This window comes from Pedomonas mirosovicensis, assembly GCF_022569295.1.
GTDB lineage: Bacteria > Pseudomonadota > Alphaproteobacteria > Sphingomonadales > Sphingomonadaceae > Pedomonas > Pedomonas mirosovicensis.
Genome location: NZ_JAKFIA010000001.1, coordinates 399,301 through 417,660 on the forward strand (window position 1 = coordinate 399,301; position 18,360 = coordinate 417,660).

General features: G+C 65.8%; 19 protein-coding genes and 1 riboswitch. Of the genes, 9 read left to right on the forward strand and 10 right to left on the reverse strand.

Features of this window, described 5'->3' with window-relative positions:
* Positions 1-45 precede the first annotated feature (45 nt).
* Positions 46-169, reverse strand: a riboswitch (TPP riboswitch).
* Between the two features lie 105 nt (positions 170-274).
* The 4 genes from L0C21_RS01900 to L0C21_RS01915 all read left to right on the forward strand — a co-directional run bounded on the left by L0C21_RS01900 (position 275) and on the right by L0C21_RS01915 (position 1,979).
* Positions 275-625 (forward strand): PilZ domain-containing protein, encoded by a 351-nt coding sequence (locus tag L0C21_RS01900; protein ID WP_259276760.1) that lies wholly within the window; start codon positions 275-277, stop codon positions 623-625.
* Positions 622-966 (forward strand): DUF1491 family protein, encoded by a 345-nt coding sequence (locus L0C21_RS01905; RefSeq protein WP_259276761.1) that lies wholly within the window; start codon positions 622-624, stop codon positions 964-966. Before L0C21_RS01900 ends, L0C21_RS01905 begins: the two co-directional genes overlap by 4 nt.
* 87 nt (positions 967-1,053) lie before the next feature.
* Positions 1,054-1,458: an Hpt domain-containing protein gene (locus L0C21_RS01910; protein WP_259276762.1), complete on the forward strand. Its 405-nt coding sequence runs from the start codon at positions 1,054-1,056 to the stop codon at positions 1,456-1,458.
* A gap of 41 nt (positions 1,459-1,499) precedes the next feature.
* A complete protein-coding gene (locus tag L0C21_RS01915) occupies positions 1,500-1,979 on the forward strand; it encodes an MmcB family DNA repair protein (protein WP_259276763.1) in 480 nt (159 codons plus the stop codon).
* A gap of 58 nt (positions 1,980-2,037) precedes the next feature.
* On the opposite strand, the gene L0C21_RS01920 is transcribed toward L0C21_RS01915, so the two are convergent.
* Entirely contained in the window at positions 2,038-3,969 is a 1,932-nt protein-coding gene (locus L0C21_RS01920; protein ID WP_259276764.1) for an HD domain-containing phosphohydrolase, read from the reverse strand.
* Positions 3,970-4,025: 56 nt separating this feature from the next.
* Between L0C21_RS01920 and L0C21_RS01925 the strand changes: the two genes are divergently transcribed.
* Positions 4,026-4,694: a transglutaminase-like cysteine peptidase gene (locus L0C21_RS01925; RefSeq protein WP_259276765.1), complete on the forward strand. Its 669-nt coding sequence runs from the start codon at positions 4,026-4,028 to the stop codon at positions 4,692-4,694.
* A gap of 203 nt (positions 4,695-4,897) precedes the next feature.
* On the opposite strand, the gene L0C21_RS01930 is transcribed toward L0C21_RS01925, so the two are convergent.
* The 3 genes from L0C21_RS01930 to L0C21_RS01940 all read right to left on the reverse strand — a co-directional run bounded on the left by L0C21_RS01930 (position 4,898) and on the right by L0C21_RS01940 (position 7,555).
* A complete protein-coding gene (locus tag L0C21_RS01930) occupies positions 4,898-5,440 on the reverse strand; it encodes an ActR/PrrA/RegA family redox response regulator transcription factor (protein WP_259276766.1) in 543 nt (180 codons plus the stop codon).
* On the reverse strand, positions 5,437-6,747 hold the full coding sequence (locus L0C21_RS01935; RefSeq protein ID WP_259276767.1) for an ActS/PrrB/RegB family redox-sensitive histidine kinase: 1,311 nt from the start codon (positions 6,745-6,747) through the stop codon (positions 5,437-5,439). The genes L0C21_RS01930 and L0C21_RS01935 overlap by 4 nt, the downstream gene beginning before the upstream one ends.
* A gap of 196 nt (positions 6,748-6,943) precedes the next feature.
* On the reverse strand, positions 6,944-7,555 hold the full coding sequence (locus L0C21_RS01940) for an ankyrin repeat domain-containing protein (protein WP_259276768.1): 612 nt from the start codon (positions 7,553-7,555) through the stop codon (positions 6,944-6,946).
* A 102-nt stretch (positions 7,556-7,657) separates the two neighbouring features.
* On the opposite strand from L0C21_RS01940, the gene L0C21_RS01945 reads away from it, so the two are divergent.
* The 3 genes from L0C21_RS01945 to L0C21_RS01955 are packed head-to-tail and all read left to right on the forward strand — an operon-like array spanning position 7,658 to position 9,416.
* Positions 7,658-8,275: an SCO family protein gene (locus L0C21_RS01945; protein ID WP_259276769.1), complete on the forward strand. Its 618-nt coding sequence runs from the start codon at positions 7,658-7,660 to the stop codon at positions 8,273-8,275.
* A complete protein-coding gene (locus tag L0C21_RS01950; RefSeq protein ID WP_259276770.1) occupies positions 8,272-8,715 on the forward strand; it encodes a YcgN family cysteine cluster protein in 444 nt (147 codons plus the stop codon). Before L0C21_RS01945 ends, L0C21_RS01950 begins: the two co-directional genes overlap by 4 nt.
* A complete protein-coding gene (locus tag L0C21_RS01955) occupies positions 8,712-9,416 on the forward strand; it encodes a M48 family metallopeptidase (RefSeq protein ID WP_259276771.1) in 705 nt (234 codons plus the stop codon). The genes L0C21_RS01950 and L0C21_RS01955 overlap by 4 nt, the downstream gene beginning before the upstream one ends.
* Here L0C21_RS01955 and L0C21_RS01960 read toward each other — a convergent pair.
* Positions 9,396-11,513, reverse strand: a complete 2,118-nt coding sequence (locus L0C21_RS01960) for a transglycosylase domain-containing protein (RefSeq protein ID WP_259276772.1) — start codon at positions 11,511-11,513, stop codon at positions 9,396-9,398. The two genes, L0C21_RS01955 and L0C21_RS01960, sit on opposite strands and share 21 nt — an antisense overlap.
* A 369-nt stretch (positions 11,514-11,882) precedes the next feature.
* On the opposite strand from L0C21_RS01960, the gene L0C21_RS01965 reads away from it, so the two are divergent.
* Entirely contained in the window at positions 11,883-12,470 is a 588-nt protein-coding gene (locus tag L0C21_RS01965; RefSeq protein WP_259276773.1) for a TetR/AcrR family transcriptional regulator, read from the forward strand.
* A gap of 4 nt (positions 12,471-12,474) precedes the next feature.
* Here the strand turns inward: L0C21_RS01965 and L0C21_RS01970 are convergent, their stop codons facing one another.
* The 5 genes from L0C21_RS01970 to dnaN all read right to left on the reverse strand — a co-directional run bounded on the left by L0C21_RS01970 (position 12,475) and on the right by dnaN (position 18,155).
* Entirely contained in the window at positions 12,475-12,738 is a 264-nt protein-coding gene (locus tag L0C21_RS01970; RefSeq protein WP_259276774.1) for a hypothetical protein, read from the reverse strand.
* On the reverse strand, positions 12,735-12,944 hold the full coding sequence (locus L0C21_RS01975; protein WP_259276775.1) for a ribbon-helix-helix protein, CopG family: 210 nt from the start codon (positions 12,942-12,944) through the stop codon (positions 12,735-12,737). Before L0C21_RS01975 ends, L0C21_RS01970 begins: the two co-directional genes overlap by 4 nt.
* A 226-nt stretch (positions 12,945-13,170) precedes the next feature.
* Complete coding sequence (gyrB, locus tag L0C21_RS01980) at positions 13,171-15,591, reverse strand: DNA topoisomerase (ATP-hydrolyzing) subunit B (RefSeq protein WP_259276776.1); 2,421 nt, start codon at positions 15,589-15,591, stop codon at positions 13,171-13,173.
* A gap of 14 nt (positions 15,592-15,605) precedes the next feature.
* On the reverse strand, positions 15,606-16,739 hold the full coding sequence (recF, locus tag L0C21_RS01985; RefSeq protein ID WP_259276777.1) for a DNA replication/repair protein RecF: 1,134 nt from the start codon (positions 16,737-16,739) through the stop codon (positions 15,606-15,608).
* 306 nt (positions 16,740-17,045) lie between these two features.
* Entirely contained in the window at positions 17,046-18,155 is a 1,110-nt protein-coding gene (gene dnaN / locus L0C21_RS01990) for a DNA polymerase III subunit beta (protein WP_259276778.1), read from the reverse strand.
* Positions 18,156-18,360: the final 205 nt, after the last annotated feature.

Sequence of the window (18,360 nt, forward strand, 5' to 3'; positions counted from 1 at the left end):
AGAGATCCGGACCCCTTGCTGAGTGTGGGGCCGGGGTTGGGCTTCTCCCCCGGTTTTCTCCATCCCTCCGCCGGTATGATCCGGATCAGGTTCTAGGGTTCCCGCGCCCGGTTGTGATGACCAGCCGGCGGTATCTCAGCCCTCTGACAGGGCACCCCTTGGATACCCCGATTTATCTAGAGCCCCCCGAAGAGTGTCAATCCACCGTGAGTGGCTTTCAGCAATAAAATACCCTATCCTTATTTTCGTGGCAGGGGGCTGTGCGGTGAATGCTATGAGCGACATTCCCGGGATGTCTGACGAAACCGAAGAGCAGCGTCGTTTTCGGCGGCGGCCGGTGCTGTGGAAGGGCTATGTGCAGGCGGCTTCGCATCGCTTCACGTGCCTCGTTCGCAACGTAACGCCCGGCGGCATGCTGGTGGAGCTGGATCTGTCGCTGGCAACCGGCGTCGCGCTCCAGGTGGTGCTGCCGGACATCCGGCCGCTGATGGCAAAGGTCGCCTGGTCGTCGGGCGTGTTTCACGGCCTGTCCTTCACCGAACCCGAGGCGATGGTGCGGGCGGCCTTCGGCAAGCGGGCCGAATCCCTTGGCTTTAGAAAGCAGCCGCAGGACGCGCAGCCATGATGCTGCCGCGCCTGACCACGCGCATCTGGGTTTCAGCCCTTGTCCGGCGCTGCAATGCCGAGGGCGTTGCGGCGACGGTCATCCGCCATGGCTATGACGAGGCAGGCGCAGTTCTCCTGCTGGCCCGCTACCGCAGCGGCCTCACCCGGCTGTTCGGCGCAACTTTGCAGCAGAATGGCCAGAGAGCCTGGCTTGCGCTGACCGGCCCTGAGCCGGTAAACCCGCCCGAGGCCGACACCATCATCGAGAAGCAGCGCCGGTTCGATCCGGACCTGTGGGTGATCGAGATTGAAACAGAACGGCCGCAGGATTTTTTGGATGAAGTTGTGCTGGCTCAATGACCAATCGTTAAGTCATGTGTTTTGTAATAGAGCCTTCCTTCGTTTGGCAGGACAGGCGACGCGTTTCAGAAGTTGGTGATTGAGCAAATGCCCGAGCGAACAGCCATAAGCTACGCCAGCCCTGAGCTGCTCAGCAGCTACCGGGTGTGGACGGCGGACGCTGTTGCCCAGCTCCGGCAAATCGCAGCGGATTGGCAAAAACAGGCCTGCCCGGCGAACGAGGCGCGGCAACGCATCCTGGAGATCGCGCACAACATCAAGGGAATGGGCAGCAGCTTCGGCCACCCGCTGATGACCGAGGCCGGCCGGTCCTTGTGCGCCTATCTGCGGATGAAGCCGGGCGAGCCTGAGGAGCTTTCGGTGGTCGAGGCGCACGTGCAGGGCATGGAGCAGATCCTCGCCCTTGGCCCCGTGGACTACGACGATGCAACCCACGCGCGGTTCATCGCGCCGCTGCACCATTTGACGGGCCTTAGCCGCATCGAGGCCTGACCCTCCCTTCTGTTCCCGGTTTGATCTGCTAGAATGGGCAGATGCCGGATACAGCCTTCCCCCTTTCCTCCGCAGCGCCGCTCGACGCAAAGGACGTGGCGCGCGGCGTCAGCCGCCTGCTCTACCGCCAGGGATGCGCCGCCCTCGTGGAGTTTCCGCTGGGCAACGGCCGCCGGGCCGATGTCGCCGGCCTCTCCCAGAAAGGCCAGCTCACCCTCGTCGAGATCAAGGTCTCCCTTTCCGACCTGCGGGGCGATGCCAAGTGGCCGGAGTACCTGGACTACTGCGACCAGTTCTACTTCGCCGTGCCGGCCGGCTTCCCGCTGGGCGACTTCGATACCCCCGCCTTCCTCCCCGAACGCGCCGGGCTCATCATCGCCGATCGCTTCGAGGCCGCCGTCGTCCGCCCCGCCGCCTGCGCGCCGCTCAGCGCCGCCCGCCGCAAGGCCGAAACCCTGCGCTTCGCCCGCCACGCGGCGCACCGGCTGTTCTTCCACCTCGACCCGACGTTCGAGGGGTGAGTTTTTGGGTTTGCTAGGGAATTTTCGCGGCAGGCGGGGCTTGTCCCGCCTGCAAAAATCAAACCCCTAGCACGTCGCGTCCGCCGCGGTTGTCGATCACGTGGGCCATGGCGGAGAGGATCTGGGCGTCTTCCGGCTGGGCGTTCTGACGCAGCAGCACGAGCGCTTCCTCGATGGACAGCGGGTTGCGGAAGGCGCGCGGGCTGACCATGCCCACCAGCGCGTTGGAGAGGCGCAGCACGCGCGACAGCTGGGAAGGATTGGGCGCCTCGACGCCAGCCACGGTTTCCGCCACCGGGCCATCGAACGGCACGTTGGCGAGGATGCCTGCGCTCTGGGCCATGGAGGCGCGCACGATCGCCCGCTCCTCCTCTGTCAGCGGCCCTTCCTTGGTGAGGATGTGGCGAGACACCATGATCTTGCCGAGGTTCATCAGCTGGCCTGCAAGGCGCAGCGTCTCCACCTCGCCCGGCTCGAGCCCCAGTTCCGCCGCCACCGCCGCCGCCACGGCGGACACCTTCTCGGAATGGTGGCGGCTGCCGGGGTCGCGGGCATCGATGAGGCCGGTCAGCGCCAGCACCAGCGCCGCCATGTTCTCCTCGCGCCGGGCGCGCTCGGCAAGCAGGTCAGTGATATCATGGGCTACCAGCAGCGTGTTGCCATCAGGCAGGCTCACCGCCTCCACCTGATGGCGGCGGTCGTCGCCGCTCGCGTCCTTGAGGTCCACCAGCGCCTCGGCCACGTCCTTGCCCTTGGCAGCCTCGGCCAGCAGGGTGGCGATGGCCGGCTCCGCCGCGCCGAACAGGCGGGCCAGCGGCACGCCATGCACATCCTCGCCGGCGTTCACCCAGTCGCGCAGGCGGGCATTGGAGAAGCGCAGCAGGCCGTTCTCGTCAACAACGCCGATCAGCGTCGGCTGGCGGTCCGCAATGGTGGAAAGGAACGCCCGCAGCCGCGCCTCGCTCTCCGCCGTCTCGCGGGCGATGGCGGCCGATTGAGCCGCGCGCCGCGATGCGCCGTGCCGCCAGGCGAGCAGAATGAGCGCCGTCACCAATGCTGCCAGCGCCAGCAGGCTGAGCAGGCGCAACCGCCATTGGGTGTTGACCGGGCCCAGGCCTTCATCCGCATCGATAACCCGCACCACATGCCAGGGCGTGCCCGCCACCGGCTGCAGCATCACCAGCGCATTGCCATAGTCGTGCAGCCGGCCGGGCTCGGCGGCGAACTTGGCCAGATGCGCCGGGGTCGGCAACCGGTCGGCATCTCCCACCAGAACGTTGCCGCGCAGGACCAGCCCCGTGCGGGCGGAGGAGAAGCGCTCCGTCGTCGTGGTCAGAACCCGCGCCGCATCATCAAGGGCCCGCACGCCATAAACGTAGGCCACGGGCGCGCCGCCCTGTGGATCGGGCACGGGAGAGAGAATGGCCAGCGCCGGCTGGTCCACCAGCTTCGCGCCATAATCGGTTACCGTTTCACGGGTGGCCTGGGGCAGATAGGCGCGCGGATCAGGCAGCGGGCCACCAAAGCTGGCGATGGGCCGGCCATCGCGGTTCAGCACCGCAAGGCCTGGGGCGGGCGGCATTTCCACATTGGCGCGCAGCTGGGGCGTCGCCTTGGCGAAGCCGGTCTGGGCGGCAACGGTTTCCAGAAGGCGCGCCAGGTATTCTGCCTGCCCCTGACCAACTGCGGGCGCCTGGCCAGCCGCCGGTTCCTGGCTGCTCATGGCATAGATGGCGACAGCCGGATTTGCGGCGAGGCGATCCAGAATGCCCCGTTGCTCGTTCAGCCAGCCATTGACCGCCTGAGCGCGGCCACTGGCAGTGAGAGCCATCTCTTGCTCGAGAAGCTCTTCCGCCCGGTCGCGGTCACGTCCCGCCACAACGAAAGCGAGGATCAGACCCACAATGAAAAGAAGCGCAACGCCGGCCAGCCAGACCCAGACCTGGCTCCTGAATCCACCGTTTTCACTGCTCAGCTTAGTTAGTGCCACGCCCCGCCTCCCGAATGTTGACGGAGTATAAACCACTTTGCTCAATGAACGGAACCATGCGTAAGCTCTTCCTCGCTGCCGTCTTGCTCATGGCCGTGCCGGCGCAGGCCATCGCGGCGCCTGCCGGCCTTTTCGGCAGCAGTGAAACGCGCAACAGCACCATCGGGGCGTTTCGCAAATGGACGGACATGCTGGCGCGCACCACCCTGCCTGGCGCCGGCGGCAGCGCGGCCGGGCCCGAAGGCTCGGCGCTGGCGAACAGCGGCCAGTGCAAGCCGGATTCGCCCGTTGGCTGCGCCCGCCCCAACTGGTCCGTGCTGATGGAGGGCCTCAAGGGCCTCGACCGGAAGGCGCAGATGCGCCTGGTCAACGACACCATGAACCGGGTGCGCTACGTCACCGACCAGGAGAACTGGGGCGTTGCCGACTACTGGGAAACGGTCGACCAGTTCCTCGCGCGCGGCGCGGGCGACTGCGAGGACTTCGCCATCGCCAAGTACATGGCGTTGAAGGCGGCGGGTTTCTCGCCCGATGAGATGCGAATCGTCGTGCTGCAGGATCTCAACCTTGGCGTGCCCCACGCCATCCTGGCCGTGCGCGAGGGCAACCAGTGGCTGATCCTCGACAACCAGATCAAGCAGATCATGCCGGACACGGCGATCGTTCACTACCGGCCGATCTACTCCATCAACGAGAAATTCTGGTGGCTGCACCGGGAGGAATAGGACGGCCTGTTTTTGGCGGGCTGTTCTTTTGATTCTTTTCGCCGAAGGGACCGAGGTCCCCCTGCACCTCCCATTCGTTTGATCGGGCCGCGCCTTTCAGAAGCCGCGAAGCAAACGACCGGGTGCGTCCCGATAGACGAATGGGGGATTTTTCAAAGGGGACAAATCCCCCTTGAGCCTGATTGCCTGTGCGCCTCCGCCCCCTACTTGGGCGAGCGCTTGGAGAGGATGCGTTGCAGGGTGCGCCGGTGCATCTTGAGCCGCCGCGCGGTCTCCGACACGTTGCGGCCGCACAGTTCGTAGACGCGCTGGATGTGTTCCCACCGCACCCGGTCGGCCGACATCGGCTCCTCGGGCGGGGCCGGGCGCTCGCCCTCCTCCGCCAAGAGGGCCTTCACGATGTCGTCCGGGTCTGCCGGCTTGGCGAGGTAATCGACCGCGCCGGTCTTCACCGCCGCCACGGCGGTGGCCAGGTTGCCGTAGCCGGTCAGGATGATCGCGCGGATATCGGGGCGCAGCTGGCGCAGGTCGGAGACCACATCAAGGCCGTTGCCGTCCTCCAGCCGCATGTCCACCACCGCGAAGGCCGGCTTCAGCGTTGCTGCCAGCTTGCGCGCCTCGGCCACGCCCGTGGCCATGTTCACCGCGAACCCCCGCCGTTCCAGAGTGACCGCCAGCCGCTGCCGGAACGCCGCGTCATCGTCCACCAGAAGCAAGCTCATGTCATCCTTGGCAACCGAAGTCATGGTTTGGTCTCCTCTGCGCTTAAAGCGCGCCGTGGCCAGCAGATATCCACCTGTGCGCCGCCGTCCTGGCGGTTGGCGAAGCTGAGCGTGGCGCCCGTGCGCTCCAGCAGGGTTGTGGCGATGAAAATTCCGAGACCGGTTCCGCCCGAGCCGGATTGCGACGGCCCGAGATAGGGCTCGCCGAGCCTTGGCAGGAGGATGGGGTCAAAACCCTCGCCATCGTCCTTGATCGTTAAGCATACAACGTCGCGGTCGTCGGTAATCTCCGCTTCCACCCGCGTGCGGGCATGCCGGACCGCGTTGGAGACGATGTTGTAAAGCCCGTGCATAAGCTCGGGCGAGCGGGCAACCGTCACCGGCTGCTGGGCAAGCGCGCCGCTGGCGTATTTGACCGACAGCTCGATGCCCCGCCCCTCGAAGGGCTGGAGGGCTTCTTGCGCCACCGTGTCCAGCCGCAGCACGGGAAACGGCTGCTCCGCCTCGGCGCGGCGGGCGATGCCGACGAGAATCTCCCGGCAGCGCGCCGCCTCGTCGCGCAGCAGGCGAATGTCGGAGCCGAAATCCGGATCATTGCCCAGCTGGTCATCCAGTTCCCGCGCGATGAGGGTAATGGTGCCCAAAGGACCGCCCAGCTCGTGCGCGGCGGCCGCCGCCAGCGCGCCCAGCGCCGACATCTTCTGCTCCCGCGCCAGCGCGGTTTGGGTCGCCACCAGCGCCAGCTGCCGCCGCCGCCCTTCGGCGGAGACCTGCCAGGCGTAGGCCGCAAGGAACCCCATGCCGAACACCAGCGCCATCCACTGGCCCACCCGGTAGGCGACCGGCAGGGTCAGCGGCTCGCCCGGCCAGGGCAGCGGCAGCGAGGTGAAGGCAACGACCGTGAGACACACCGTCGCCAGGAGGAACAGGAACACCGTGTTCCTGAGCGACAGTAGGGTCGAGGAAATGGTGACCGGCACCAGGATGAGCATGGCGAACGGGTTGGTGAGCCCGCCAGTCAAGTACAGCAGCACGGAGAGCTGCAGCAGATCAAAGGCCAGATGGATCGTGGCTTCCCGGCCGGTGAGGTAGGCCTTGGCCGGGTGCAGCAGCGATGAGCCGAGGTTGACGGCAACGCTGGCCGCCAGCGCCGCCAGCGTGGGCCAGAACGGCAAGGGGTATTGCAGGACCAGCCCGACGATGACGAGCGTGACGAACTGGCCGATAATGGCGATCCAGCGGATCGTCAGCAGCGTGCGAACGCGCACGCCCGGCAGCCCCAGAACCAGGGGGCCCGCCGCCGACTCATTCTGGTCTCTGTCCCGTGTCACGGCTCCGCCATATGCCATGGTCGCCTTCTCTTGGCCTGGTTAAATACATGATCTTGGCCTGGCATTTCAGTTGTTATGCAACCGTTGCGACGTTTCGCCCCGGCGGCAGAACGGAACAGCCCGGCCTATTCAGGCCTGTAACGCCCTGGCCCTGGCGGCAGGGGCCCATGCCCCCTCGCGCCCATGGCCCGGCCGGTTACTCCCCGGCCGCCGCCGTTTCCTCGGCCTTCGGCGGGTTCTTCATCAGCCGCAGGATGGTCCCGGCGCGACGGTTGCGCTCCGCATAATCGATGGCGGAATAGCCCGCCACGTGATCGGCCAGGTCCGGATCGGCGCCCGCCGCCATCAGGATGCGGACCACCTGCACGTTCAGCGCCTGCACGGCCTTGATGAGCGGCGTCTCACCAGCGCGGTTGCGGCCATTCACATCCGCCTTGAAGGCCACGAGCGACCGCACGCCATCGGCAAAGCCCTGCGATGCGGCGAGAATGAGCGGCGTGTTGCCATTCCCGTCTTCGAGATTGGGGTTGGCCCCCTTGGAGAGGAGATAGTTCAGCCACGGCAGGTCCCGCCGCTTCACGACCATGTGCAGCGCGCCCTCGCCGGTATCATTATCGCGGTAATCGATGATCGCCGCCCCCGGCTCATTGAGCAAGGTGTTGACCTTGGCCAGGTCCTTCTCCTTGACCGCCTTGATGAACTGGTAGGAAGGCCCGCCGATGTCCGCCAGAGCCGGCGAGGCCAGAAGAGCGGTTCCCAGCAAGGTTGCGGCAAGGGCCGAGACCAGGCGTCCCATCATACGCGTCATTTTATCCTCTCCGTGACATCCTGGATTTTATATATCGGGAGGAGGCATGACGGTACACCCCCGAGCCGGACATCCGTCGCAAACCAAGCAGAGCGAGGCCGTATGGCAAGCAAGCGTACCCTCTCCTTCACCACGATCCTCGCCGCACTGGTCGGGCTATGCATGGTGGCCGGGGTTCTCGTCTGGCAGACATGGCGCGCCTCGCAGATCTCCGACCAGGGGCGCGTGCCCATCGGCGGGCCGTTCAGCCTCGTCGACCACACCGGCAAGCCGGTGACGGAGAAGAGCTGGCCCGGCAAGCACCTGCTGGTCTACTTCGGGTACACCTACTGCCCGGACGTGTGCCCGGCCGACCTGCAGAACATGTCCCTGGCGCTGACCACGCTGGAGAAGGAAAACCCGAAGGCGGCCGCCGAAATCCAGCCGCTGTTCATCACCATCGACCCGGAGCGGGACACGGTGCTGGCCCTCAAGGATTACGTCAGCCTGTTCCACCCCCGGCTCGTCGGCCTCACCGGCACGCCAGAGCAGATCGAGGCGGCGAAGAAGTCCTACCGGGTGTATGCGGTCAAGCGTGAGGAGGAAGGGGCCAGCGACTATTTGATGGACCACACGGCCCTTATATACCTCATCAGCCCCAAGGGCGAATACGAGGCCCACTTCACCTCTAATACGCCGCCCGCCGTCATGGCGAAGCGGTTGGGCGAACTGGCTGGATGACCGAGAGAACCCTACCCTTCTGGAAGCGCAAACGCCTTGAGGACATGACCACCGAGGAGTGGGAATCCCTCTGCGATGGCTGCGCCAAATGCTGCCTGCACAAGCTGGAATATGAAGACACGGGCGAGATCGCCCACACCAACGTGGCCTGCCGCCTGCTGGATCTGAACACCGCCCGGTGCAGCAACTACGCCCAGCGGAAGCGCCTGGTGCCCGATTGCCTGAAGCTGACGGCGAAAGACGTGAAGCGCCTCGCCTGGCTGCCGAACACTTGCGCCTACCGGCTGGTGGCGAGAGGGGAAGACCTGCCCGAGTGGCATCCGCTCATCACCGGCGATCCCGAGTCCACCGTTAAAAGCGGCGCGTCCGTGCGCGGCTGGGTGGTTTCCGAACGCTTCGCCGGGCCCTTGGAAGACCATATCCTCGACGAGGAACCGTGACCGTCGAACGCCGTGAACTCTCCATCGGCGGGCGCACCATTCCGCTGGAAATCCACCGGGTGCCCCGCGCGCGCCGCATCATCCTGACATCGCTTCCCACCAAGGGCGTCTTCCGCCTCAGCCTGCCGCGCCGGATCTCTCTCGCCAAGGGCATGGAATTCGTCAGCGAGCGCCACGATTGGATCGCCGATGCCCTCACCCGCTGGCCGACCATCCAGCCGGTGGGTCATGGCAGCCGCGTGCCCTTCAACGGCGAGGACCTGCTCATCGAGTGGGAGCCCAAGGCCGGGCGGCGCGCAGTGCTGATGGGGAACAAGCTTATCGTCGGCGGACCGGAGGAGCATGTCCCCGCCCGCGTGGCGCGCTTCCTGAAGGAAGCCGCGCTCAAGGACCTGACCGAGCGGACCGTGGCGCTGGCCAGCGCTCACCAGCTGAAGGTGGCGGCGGTTTCCATCGGCGATCCCAGCGCCCGCTGGGGCAGCTGCTCATGGCAGCAGAAAATCCGCTTTTCCTGGCGGCTGATCTGCGCGCCGGAGTTCGTGCGCCAGTACGTGGTGGCGCATGAGGTCGCCCACCTGCGCCACATGAACCACAGCGCTGACTTCTGGGCCTTCAACGCCGAGCTGTACGGCGGCCCGGTGACGCCGGCACGCGCCTGGCTGCGCGCGCACGGCAGCAACCTATATCGGATTGGCGTCTGACCCCCCGGCGGCCCCGGCCGCAGGGCGGCCAATCGGAGCCCCAGCCGCAGGGCGGCCACCCGTAGCCTGAGCCGCAGAACTACCGGTTGCCGCATTGCCTTCCAGCACATCCTTCAGCCAGGCATCATCCAGACGCGGCGAGCCCTGCTGCTGCCCTGCCACCTGGGGCTGAGCCTGGGCCTGAACCGCGCCGGCCGGCACGCCCTGCCCCAGGGGCACCTCGGCCACTTCGCCCGGCATCGGCACTGGCGTACCATCGGGGAGCAGGCTGCCCTCCTCGCCCGGCGCTGCGGCCAGATCGCCTTCGATGAGGCCATAGGCCTCATCGTCCGGCTCCGCGCCGTCCACGCCCGAGGCATCGACGAACAGCGGTTGCACCGGAAGACCCTTGGTCGCCTCGGACATGAAGGCCGCCCACGCCCGCGTCGGCGCTGCGCCGCCCGCCAGGCCGCGCACGGCCTTGCTGTCGTCGCGGCCCATCCACACGCCGGCGGTCAGGTCCGCCGTGAAGCCGAGGAACCAGCCGTCGCGGTTGGACTGGGTGGTGCCGGTCTTGCCTGCTGCCGGGCGGCCGATATCGGCACGGTGCGCCGTGCCGGTCTGCACCGCCGCCTGCAATAGGCGGGTGATATCCGCCGCCACTTCGGGCGATACCAGCTCGCGCGGCGCGTCCGGCTGGTAGCGGTAGAGCACCTTGCCCTTCATGGTCTTGACCAGGCGAATGCCGTAGGGCCGCACCTCGACGCCGCCCCGCGCCACGGCGGCGTAGGCCGCCGTCATGTCGATGACGCGCACTTCCGAAGCGCCCAGCGCCATGGCCGGCGTGGTGGCGACCGGCGTGGTAATCCCGAAGCGGCGCGCCATGGAGGCCACTCGTTCGAAGCCCACCTCGTCGGCGATCCGCACCGCGATGGTGTTGATGGACTGGGCGAAAGCCTGCTCCACCGTCATCGGCCCCTTGAAGGTGCGGGTGTAGTTGGAAGGAGACCAGCCGTTGATGGTGATGGGCTCGTCCATGTAGACGTCCTGCGGCTTCGCCCCGTTCTCCAGCGCCGCCAGGTAGACGAACAGCTTGAAGGACGATCCCGGCTGGCGGCGGGCGACCGTCGCCCGGTTGTAGGTGCTCGATACATAGTCGCGCCCGCCCACCATCGCCCGCACCGCGCCATCATGGGCCAGGGCCACCAGCGCGCCCTGCACGCCCTCGGGCGTGTTGGCGGCGATCGCCTGCTCCGCCGCCCGCTGGGCCTTGGGGTCAAGCGTGGTCTCGATCTCCAGCGGCTGCACCGCCTCATCGGTGATGCTGTCCAGCTGCTCCAGCACCCAGTCGGTGAAGTAGCGCACGTTGTTCTCGCGCGGCTGGCGCGCAAACCGCACCTGGTCGAAGTCGATCCGCTTCGCCTCGGCGGGCGAAACGTCGCCGGTGGCGACCATGGCCGCCAGCACGATCGCCGCGCGATCCTTCGCCTTTTCCGGGTCGGACGAGGGCGCGTAGCGCGTCGGGGCCTTCACGAGACCGGCGATGATGGAGGCCTCGGGCAGGCTGAGCGTGCGGGCCGAATGGCCGAAGAACTTGCGGGACGCCGCATCGACGCCGTAAGCGCCGCCGCCAAAGTACACGCGGTTGAGGTAAAGCTCGAGGATCTGGTCCTTGGTAAACTGCGATTCCAGCGCCAGCGCCAGGATCATTTCGCGCAGCTTGCGGGTGTAGGAGCGCTCGTTGGTCAGGAACAGGTTCTTGGCCACCTGCTGGGTGATGGTGGAGCCGCCCTGCACATGCCGCCCGGCCTGAATGTTGCGAACGAGTGCACGCGCGATACCCTCCGGGTCGATGCCGAAGTGGCGGTAGAACTTGCGGTCCTCGATATCCACCATCGCCGTCTTGATGGTGTCCGGCAGCTGCCGGGACGACAGCCATTCGCCGTAGGACGGGCCGATGGTGACGAGCGTGGAGCCATCCATGCCCTTGATGACGATCATCTGGCCGCGCGGCTGGGTCTTCAGCTCCTCAAAAGAGGGAAGCGACTGGATGGCAAGGCCGATGGCCGCCCCGACCCCAAGCGCGACGAGCAGAGCGACGCCGCACGCAAGAGCCAAGAAGGTTTTGAAAACCCCCTGCCCCGCCGCGGCGCCGACGGTTTGCGCCCGGAGGAGCGCCTGGAATCAGTGTTTCTGGTCATTGAGTACAACCGCTACCGTGCATTCGTGCTATCGGCAAGATGCGCCACCCCAAAATGCACACCGCCCATGGTTCCGGTTCGCCATGTCATGTTGCTGCTTAACCGGCAATGAATTGTTACGATTATACGCCCCGGCCCGCAAAGCCAAACGCCGCAGGGGCCGCCCCCCCTGCCAGTGCCTCTGCCTTTTCGCCTTCCCATATAACCGATCGTTCGGTTATATTTGCCCGACATTTACGCTGCCCCTCCCCGGATCGACGGGGCCGGTTCAGGAGACGAAACACCAATGGCCCGCCCGATCGTCAAGGATGCCGCCGCCCGCAACACCGGCATTGTGGATGGCCTCATCAATGTTTTCAAACACAAGGGCTATGACGGCGCTTCGCTGTCGGACCTGGCCTCGGCCACCGGCATCGCCAAGGCGAGCCTCTACCACCGCTTTCCCGGCGGCAAGCCGGAGTTGGGTCGCACGGCTCTCGCCGAAGCCGGGCGGCGCTTCGCCACGCTGGTGCTGAAGCCGCTGCAAACCGACAAGCCCGCGCTGAACCGCCTTTCCGCCATGCTGTCGGGCATCGCCGCCTTCTACGGCGCCGAATCGCCTGCCTGCCTGATGAATACGCTGACGCTGGGTGACGCCCTGCCGCTGTTCGGCAAGGATATCCGCAACACCCACAACGCCTGGCAGCGGCTGATCGCCCGCGCGCTGGAGGAGCTGGGCCGCAGCGAGGCGCAGGCCATGGATGAGGCCGAGGACATCATCGCCCGCATCCAGGGCGCGCTCGTCCTCTCCCGTCTCAGCGACCGCACCGGCAGCCTCGCCTCCATGCTGGAGCGCATCCGCACCCAGCTGGGGATCGGGGAGGCGGAGGGTTAAGCCCTTACTTGCGGATCAGATAGCCGATGATGCCGCCTGCGGCGGAGGTAAGAATGGACATGGCCCACTTCTTTTCGTCCGCCGAGGCCGACGACCTCAGCGTATCGACACAGAGCCACATGATGATGGCGACAAGGGCCATTGCAAAGAAAAACAGCCCCAGATCCTTGGCCAGCCGCACGGTGCGCTCGCCGTTGGTTTCCTCAGGTTCGACTGCAAGTTTGAATTTATGATCGGGTGGTGGATTGTTCAGGTCGATAATGCTCACAAACCGACGATCTCTGTCTTGAGCTGACCGGTTTGCGGATCAACCAGCCCCAGCTTCAGTTGCTCACGTTTGCCCTCACGCGCAACTAGATACAACTGGAGCGCCTTGCGCAGAATTTCGCTTTTGTTGGTTTCGGATTCGGCGGCGACCTTATCAATTTCCCGGTTCAGGTCATCGGACAAGACAAGGTTGAAACGGACGCTCATAGTCACCTCCGCAAGTGCTTGATGCGCTGTTTATACACCTTTTCGACGCATCCAGCAACGGATGGACAGGCAGGCCTGAAGAGCGAACGGGCGCATGGAAGCGCGGGAGATCCTCTGGCAGCGGGTAGCCGGATAAGAAAAGGGCCGCGCCCTTGGATAGAAGGCGCGGCCCTTTGAAAATCGGGAGTGCAGAGGGTCCCAAGACCCTCTGCGAGAATTCCCCAAATCACACGTCGAGGTTGGCCACCGTCAGCGCGTTGTCCTGAATGAATTCGCGGCGGGGTTCCACCACGTCGCCCATCAGCTTGGTGAACATCTCGTCCGCCGAGTTGGCGTCGTCGATCTTCACCTGGAGCATGGAGCGGTTGGCCGGGTCCAGCGTGGTTTCCCACAGCTGTTCCGGGTTCATTTCGCCCAGACCCTTGTACCGCTGGATGGAGAGGCCCTTGCGGCCCACCACCATCACGCGGTTGAGAAGGTCGGTCGGGCGGCGGATGGTGGCATCCCCCAGCGTGGCGGGCTGGGCATAGCTTTCCGCCTCCTCCCGCGCCGCGGCGTGCAGCTTGCGCGCTTCGGCGGAGATGAGCAGGCCCTTGTCGATGATGTAGTGGTCGGCCACCCCGCGCGAGGTGCGGATGAAGTGATAGCCGCCGCCAAGCGCCGCCTCGCCGGTCCACTCCGCCTCGTCCCAGGCATTGAGGCGCTCGGCCACCATCTTCGCCTGGATTGCCTGCTGGTCGGCGTTGCCTGCCAGCGCCGGGTCGAGGCCACCGGTCAATGCCAGTTCCTCGACGAGGAGCAGGTTATAGCGGGTCGGCACATAGTCCAGCAGCGTGCGGATGCGCCGGGCATGCTGCACCAGATGACGCAGGTCGTCGCCGCCGCGCTGGCCGTTGGCCGTCACCAGCACCGCGTCGTGGAGCCCTGCATCCACCAGGTAGTTATCGAGCGCCGCATTGTCCTTCAGGTACACCTCGGACCGGCCCTTGCTGACCTTATACAGCGGCGGCTGGGCGATATAGAGGTGCCCGGCCTCAATCAGCTCGCGCATCTGGCGGTAAAAGAAGGTGAGCAGCAGCGTGCGGATGTGCGCGCCGTCCACGTCGGCGTCCGTCATGATGACGACCTTGTGGTAGCGCAGCTTGGAGAGGTCGAAGTCCTCCCGCCCGATGCCGGTGCCAAGCGCCGAGATCATCGTGCCGATTTCCTTCGACGACAGCATCTTGTCGAACCGCGCCCGCTCCACGTTCAGGATCTTGCCGCGCAGCGGCAGGATGGCCTGATAGCTGCGGTTGCGGCCCTGCTTGGCCGAGCCGCCTGCCGAGTCACCCTCCACCAGGAAGAGTTCGGACTTGGCCGGGTCGCGCTCCTGGCAGTCCGCCAGCTTGCCGGGCAGCGAGGCCACGTCCAGCGCGCCCTTGCGGCGGGTCAGCTCGCGCGCCTTGCGGGCCGCCTCGCGCGCAACCGCCGCATCGACGATCTTCTGCACGATCGCCTTGGCCATGGCCGGGTTCTCTTCCAGCCATTCGCCCAGCTTCTCGTTCAAGAGGCTTTCAACCGGCGCGCGCACTTCCGAGGAGACCAGCTTGTCCTTGGTCTGGCTGGAGAACTTGGGGTCCGGCACCTTCACCGAAACGATGGCGGTGAGGCCTTCGCGCATGTCCTCGCCCGAGAGGTCCACCTTCTCGCGCTTCATCAGGCCGGAGCTGTCGGCATAGCTGTTCAGCGTGCGGGTGAGCGCCGCGCGGAACGCCGCCAAGTGGGTGCCGCCATCCCGCTGCGGGATGTTGTTGGTGAAGCACATCACCTGCTCGTAGTAGCTGTCGTTCCACTGGAGCGCGATGTCGACCGTAATGCCGTCCCGCTCGCCGCGCACGGCGATGGGGTTGGGCAACAGCGCCTGCTTGGCCCGGTCGATGTACTTCACGAACGCGGTAATGCCGCCTTCGTAGTGCAGCGTGATCGTCTTGGGCTCAGCGTGGCGATCATCGGTGATGAACAGGCGCACGCCCGAGTTGAGGAACGCCAGCTCGCGGAAGCGGTGCTCCAGACGCGCGAAGTCGAACTCGGTGATCTTGAACGTGGCGGGAGACGGCAGGAAGGTCACTTCCGTGCCGCGGCGCGGGCGACCCTGCTCGTCGAGCCCGGCCTCGCCCACCACGGCCAGCGGGGCTTCCGCCTCGCCGTGACGGAAGCGCATGAAGTGCTCCTTGCCGTCGCGCCAGATCCGCAGCTCCAGCCATTCCGACAGCGCGTTCACCACCGAGACGCCGACGCCGTGCAGACCGCCCGACACCTTGTAGCTGTTCTGATCGAACTTACCGCCCGCGTGCAGCTGGGTCATGATGACCTCGGCCGCCGACACGCCCTCTTCCGGGTGGATGTCGGTGGGGATGCCGCGACCGTTGTCGCGCACCGTCACCGAGCCGTCCGGGTTGAGGATCACGTCGATCCGGTCGCACCAGCCCGCCAGGCTCTCGTCGATGGCGTTGTCCGTCACCTCGAAGACCATGTGGTGCAGGCCCGAGCCGTCCTCGGTATCGCCGATGTACATGCCAGGCCGCTTGCGAACGGCGTCCAGGCCCTTCAGAACCTTAATGGATTCCGCGCCATAGCTGTCGTTCGACGGCAGCGTCTCATCAGTCACGATGCATCCTCGTCTTAGAATTCAAGCCGGATGGGTTTACCGGCTTCAATCGTCCAAAGCTGTGCACGGCCCTTGAGGCCGACGAAAACGTCAGCGTCGGTTCCGGTCATCCACGCCTGCACACCCATGTTCATCAGAATATCAAATAGCCCGCCACGGCGGCCCGCGTCCAGATGTGCCGCAACTTCATCCAATAAAAGGAGAGGCCAGCGCCCTGTCAGTTCTGCCACGAGCCGCGTCTGAGCCAAGACCAAACCGATGAGCAGTGCCTTTTGCTCGCCGGTTGAGCACCGCCCGGCGGGCATCGCCTTCGTTGCGTGCGTGACCACCAGATCGGTGCGGTGAATGCCAACGCCAGCCCGGCCTGCCGCCTGATCCTGCCCGCGCCGGTGCCCGAGCGTTTCAACCAGCCAATCCTCCACATCGAGCGCCTTGGCCTCGGCGAGGCGCGCTTCCACCTCGCCCTCCAGCGCCAGCACGGCCTTGGGGAACGGCCCCTCCCAGTTGGTATCGATGAGCCGCTGCAATGCTCCCAGCGCATCGCGCCGCGCGGCGGCGACCGCCACGCCATGCTCCGCCATCTTGCGCTCCAGCGCCGACAGCCATGCGGGGTCCGCGCGGGCCTCCGCCAGGAGGCGCGCCCGCTCCCGCATCGCCGCCTCATAGCGCGCCACGTGCCCCGCGTGGTCGGGGTAAAGCGCCAGCACCATCCGGTCGAAGAACTTGCGGCGGGCCGAGGCCCCTTCCACGAACAGGCGGTCCATGGCGGGCGTCAGCCACAGCACGTTTACCACCGCCAGCAAATCCGCATTGGTGGCCGGGGTGCCGTCGATCCGCAGCTGGCGGCGGTCCCGCGCTTCAACCGTGGTGCCGGTGCCGATGTCGGTGGGCCCCGCGCGGCCCATCAGCCGGGCGGCAACGGCCCAGCCCGGCGCATCGCCCTCGCGCTCCATCTCCCGGTAGGTCGCGCTGCGAAGGCCCCGCCCCGGCGAGAGCAGGGAAAGCGCCTCCAGAATGTTGGTCTTGCCCGCCCCGTTGGGCCCCGCCAGCACAACCGGCCTTGCCTCTACCTCAAGGCCCGCCTCGGAATAGGAGCGAAAGCGCGTGAGCAGAAGGCGCGACACCCAACTGGCAAAGGGAGCAGTCATAACGAAAGCTCTGTAGCCCCCCGGCCGGTGGGCGGCAAGGCTGCCGCTGTGGGCGGGGTGCTCGACGTTCAAGTGAAGGGTTAAATTTCAAGTTTGCAGAAGGATCTCGATCCTCCTGCACCTCCTTTTCGTTTTTGCGCCGTGCCAATGAGAACAGGCGCAGCCCAGTTCTGAACACCGGATAAGAAAAGGGCCGCGCCCTCTTATGCAAGGACACGGCCCTTTCAAACGAAGGGGTGCAGGGGACCGAGTCCCCTGCAAAACCCCTCTAAACCTGGATCACACCCGCCCCAGCGCTTTAGCGCGTCAAACGCGCATCGGCATCAGCACGAAGATGGCGGGCGAGTCCGCCGTTTCGCGGATGAGGGTCGGCGAGGCGGCATCGGCCAGATGCACCTCGACGGTTTCGGTTTCGATCTGGCTGAGGATGTCCAGCAGGTAGCGGGAGTTGAAGCCCACCTCGAGCGGGCCGGAGCCGTACTCCGCTGAAATCTCTTCCGCCGCTGTGCCGGCCTCGGGCGAGGTGACAGAGAGCGTCACCTTGTTGGTGTCGAGGCTCAGCTTCACCGCGCGGGTCTTCTCGGTGGCGATGGTCGACACGCGATCGACGCCCTGCGCCAGCTCCTTGGCGTTGATGCGGAGCAGGCGATCGTTCGCCGTCGGGATAACGCGGCTGTAATCCGGGAAAGTCCCGTCGATCAGCTTGGAGGTGAGCACCGCGTTGTTGAACGCGAAGCGGATCTTGGATTGCGAGAGCGACACCTGGACGTCGCCGTCCACCTCGTCCAGCAGTTTGCGGACTTCCGCCACCGCCTTGCGGGGAATGATGACGTCCGGCATGCCGTCGGAGCCTTCCGGCCGCTCGATGGCGACGCGGGCGAGACGGTGGCCGTCGGTGGCGACGGCACGAAGCGCAGGCTTGGCCTCGTCCGTCACGTGCATGAAGATGCCGTTCAGGTAGTAACGGGTCTCTTCGGTCGAGATGGCAAAGCGGGTGCGGTCGATGGTCTGCCGCAGCGTTGCCGCCGGAATGGTGAAGCCGAACGGCAGGTCGCCCTCGGCGAAGATCGGGAAGTCGTCGCGCGGCAGGGTGGCCAGCTGGAAGCGGGAGCGCCCGGCGGCAACCGACAGGCGGCCATCGGCCAGCGTCAGTTCGATCTGGGAGCCGTCCGGCAGCTTCCGCACGATGTCGAAGATGGTGTGGGCTGCAACCGTGGTCGCGCCGCGCTGCACGGTGGTGGCGGGCACGGTCTCGACCACCTGAAGGTCGAGGTCGGTCGCCATCAGGCGCAGGCCATCGTCTTCGGCCTCGATCAGCACGTTCGACAGAATGGGAATGGTATTGCGGCGTTCGACCACCGATTGGACGTGGGCGAGGGCCTTCAAAACTGCCGCCCGTTCGACCGTTACTCTCATCGATCCCTCATTCTGCGAAGCCGATTTGCACGACCCGGTTCTGACACCGACACAGCATATCGGAGGCCCCAACTACAGGCACCCTAAATATAGGATTTGCCCCCTATAAAGCTGTGGATATTTCTACTGAAACAGCGCTTGGGTCAAGCATTTGCGCGCAAAAAGCAAGTTTCTGGTCGTCTGATTTCTTGATTGCAGGGGCCAG

What these genes read in the sequence shown, in the direction of transcription:
- L0C21_RS01905 (WP_259276761.1), top strand. Translation starts at nt 622, where the DNA reads ATGATGCTGCCGCGCCTGACCACGCGCATCTGGGTTTCAGCCCTTGTC.
- L0C21_RS01965 (WP_259276773.1), top strand. Translation starts at nt 11,883, where the DNA reads ATGGCCCGCCCGATCGTCAAGGATGCCGCCGCCCGCAACACCGGCATT.
- L0C21_RS01930 (WP_259276766.1), bottom strand. Translation starts at nt 5,440, where the DNA reads ATGACTTCGGTTGCCAAGGATGACATGAGCTTGCTTCTGGTGGACGAT.
- L0C21_RS01925 (WP_259276765.1), top strand. Translation starts at nt 4,026, where the DNA reads ATGCGTAAGCTCTTCCTCGCTGCCGTCTTGCTCATGGCCGTGCCGGCG.
- L0C21_RS01945 (WP_259276769.1), top strand. Translation starts at nt 7,658, where the DNA reads ATGGCAAGCAAGCGTACCCTCTCCTTCACCACGATCCTCGCCGCACTG.
- L0C21_RS01975 (WP_259276775.1), bottom strand. Translation starts at nt 12,944, where the DNA reads ATGAGCGTCCGTTTCAACCTTGTCTTGTCCGATGACCTGAACCGGGAA.
- L0C21_RS01950 (WP_259276770.1), top strand. Translation starts at nt 8,272, where the DNA reads ATGACCGAGAGAACCCTACCCTTCTGGAAGCGCAAACGCCTTGAGGAC.
- L0C21_RS01915 (WP_259276763.1), top strand. Translation starts at nt 1,500, where the DNA reads ATGCCGGATACAGCCTTCCCCCTTTCCTCCGCAGCGCCGCTCGACGCA.
- L0C21_RS01910 (WP_259276762.1), top strand. Translation starts at nt 1,054, where the DNA reads ATGCCCGAGCGAACAGCCATAAGCTACGCCAGCCCTGAGCTGCTCAGC.
- recF (WP_259276777.1), bottom strand. Translation starts at nt 16,739, where the DNA reads ATGACTGCTCCCTTTGCCAGTTGGGTGTCGCGCCTTCTGCTCACGCGC.
- L0C21_RS01900 (WP_259276760.1), top strand. Translation starts at nt 275, where the DNA reads ATGAGCGACATTCCCGGGATGTCTGACGAAACCGAAGAGCAGCGTCGT.
- L0C21_RS01940 (WP_259276768.1), bottom strand. Translation starts at nt 7,555, where the DNA reads ATGACGCGTATGATGGGACGCCTGGTCTCGGCCCTTGCCGCAACCTTG.
- dnaN (WP_259276778.1), bottom strand. Translation starts at nt 18,155, where the DNA reads ATGAGAGTAACGGTCGAACGGGCGGCAGTTTTGAAGGCCCTCGCCCAC.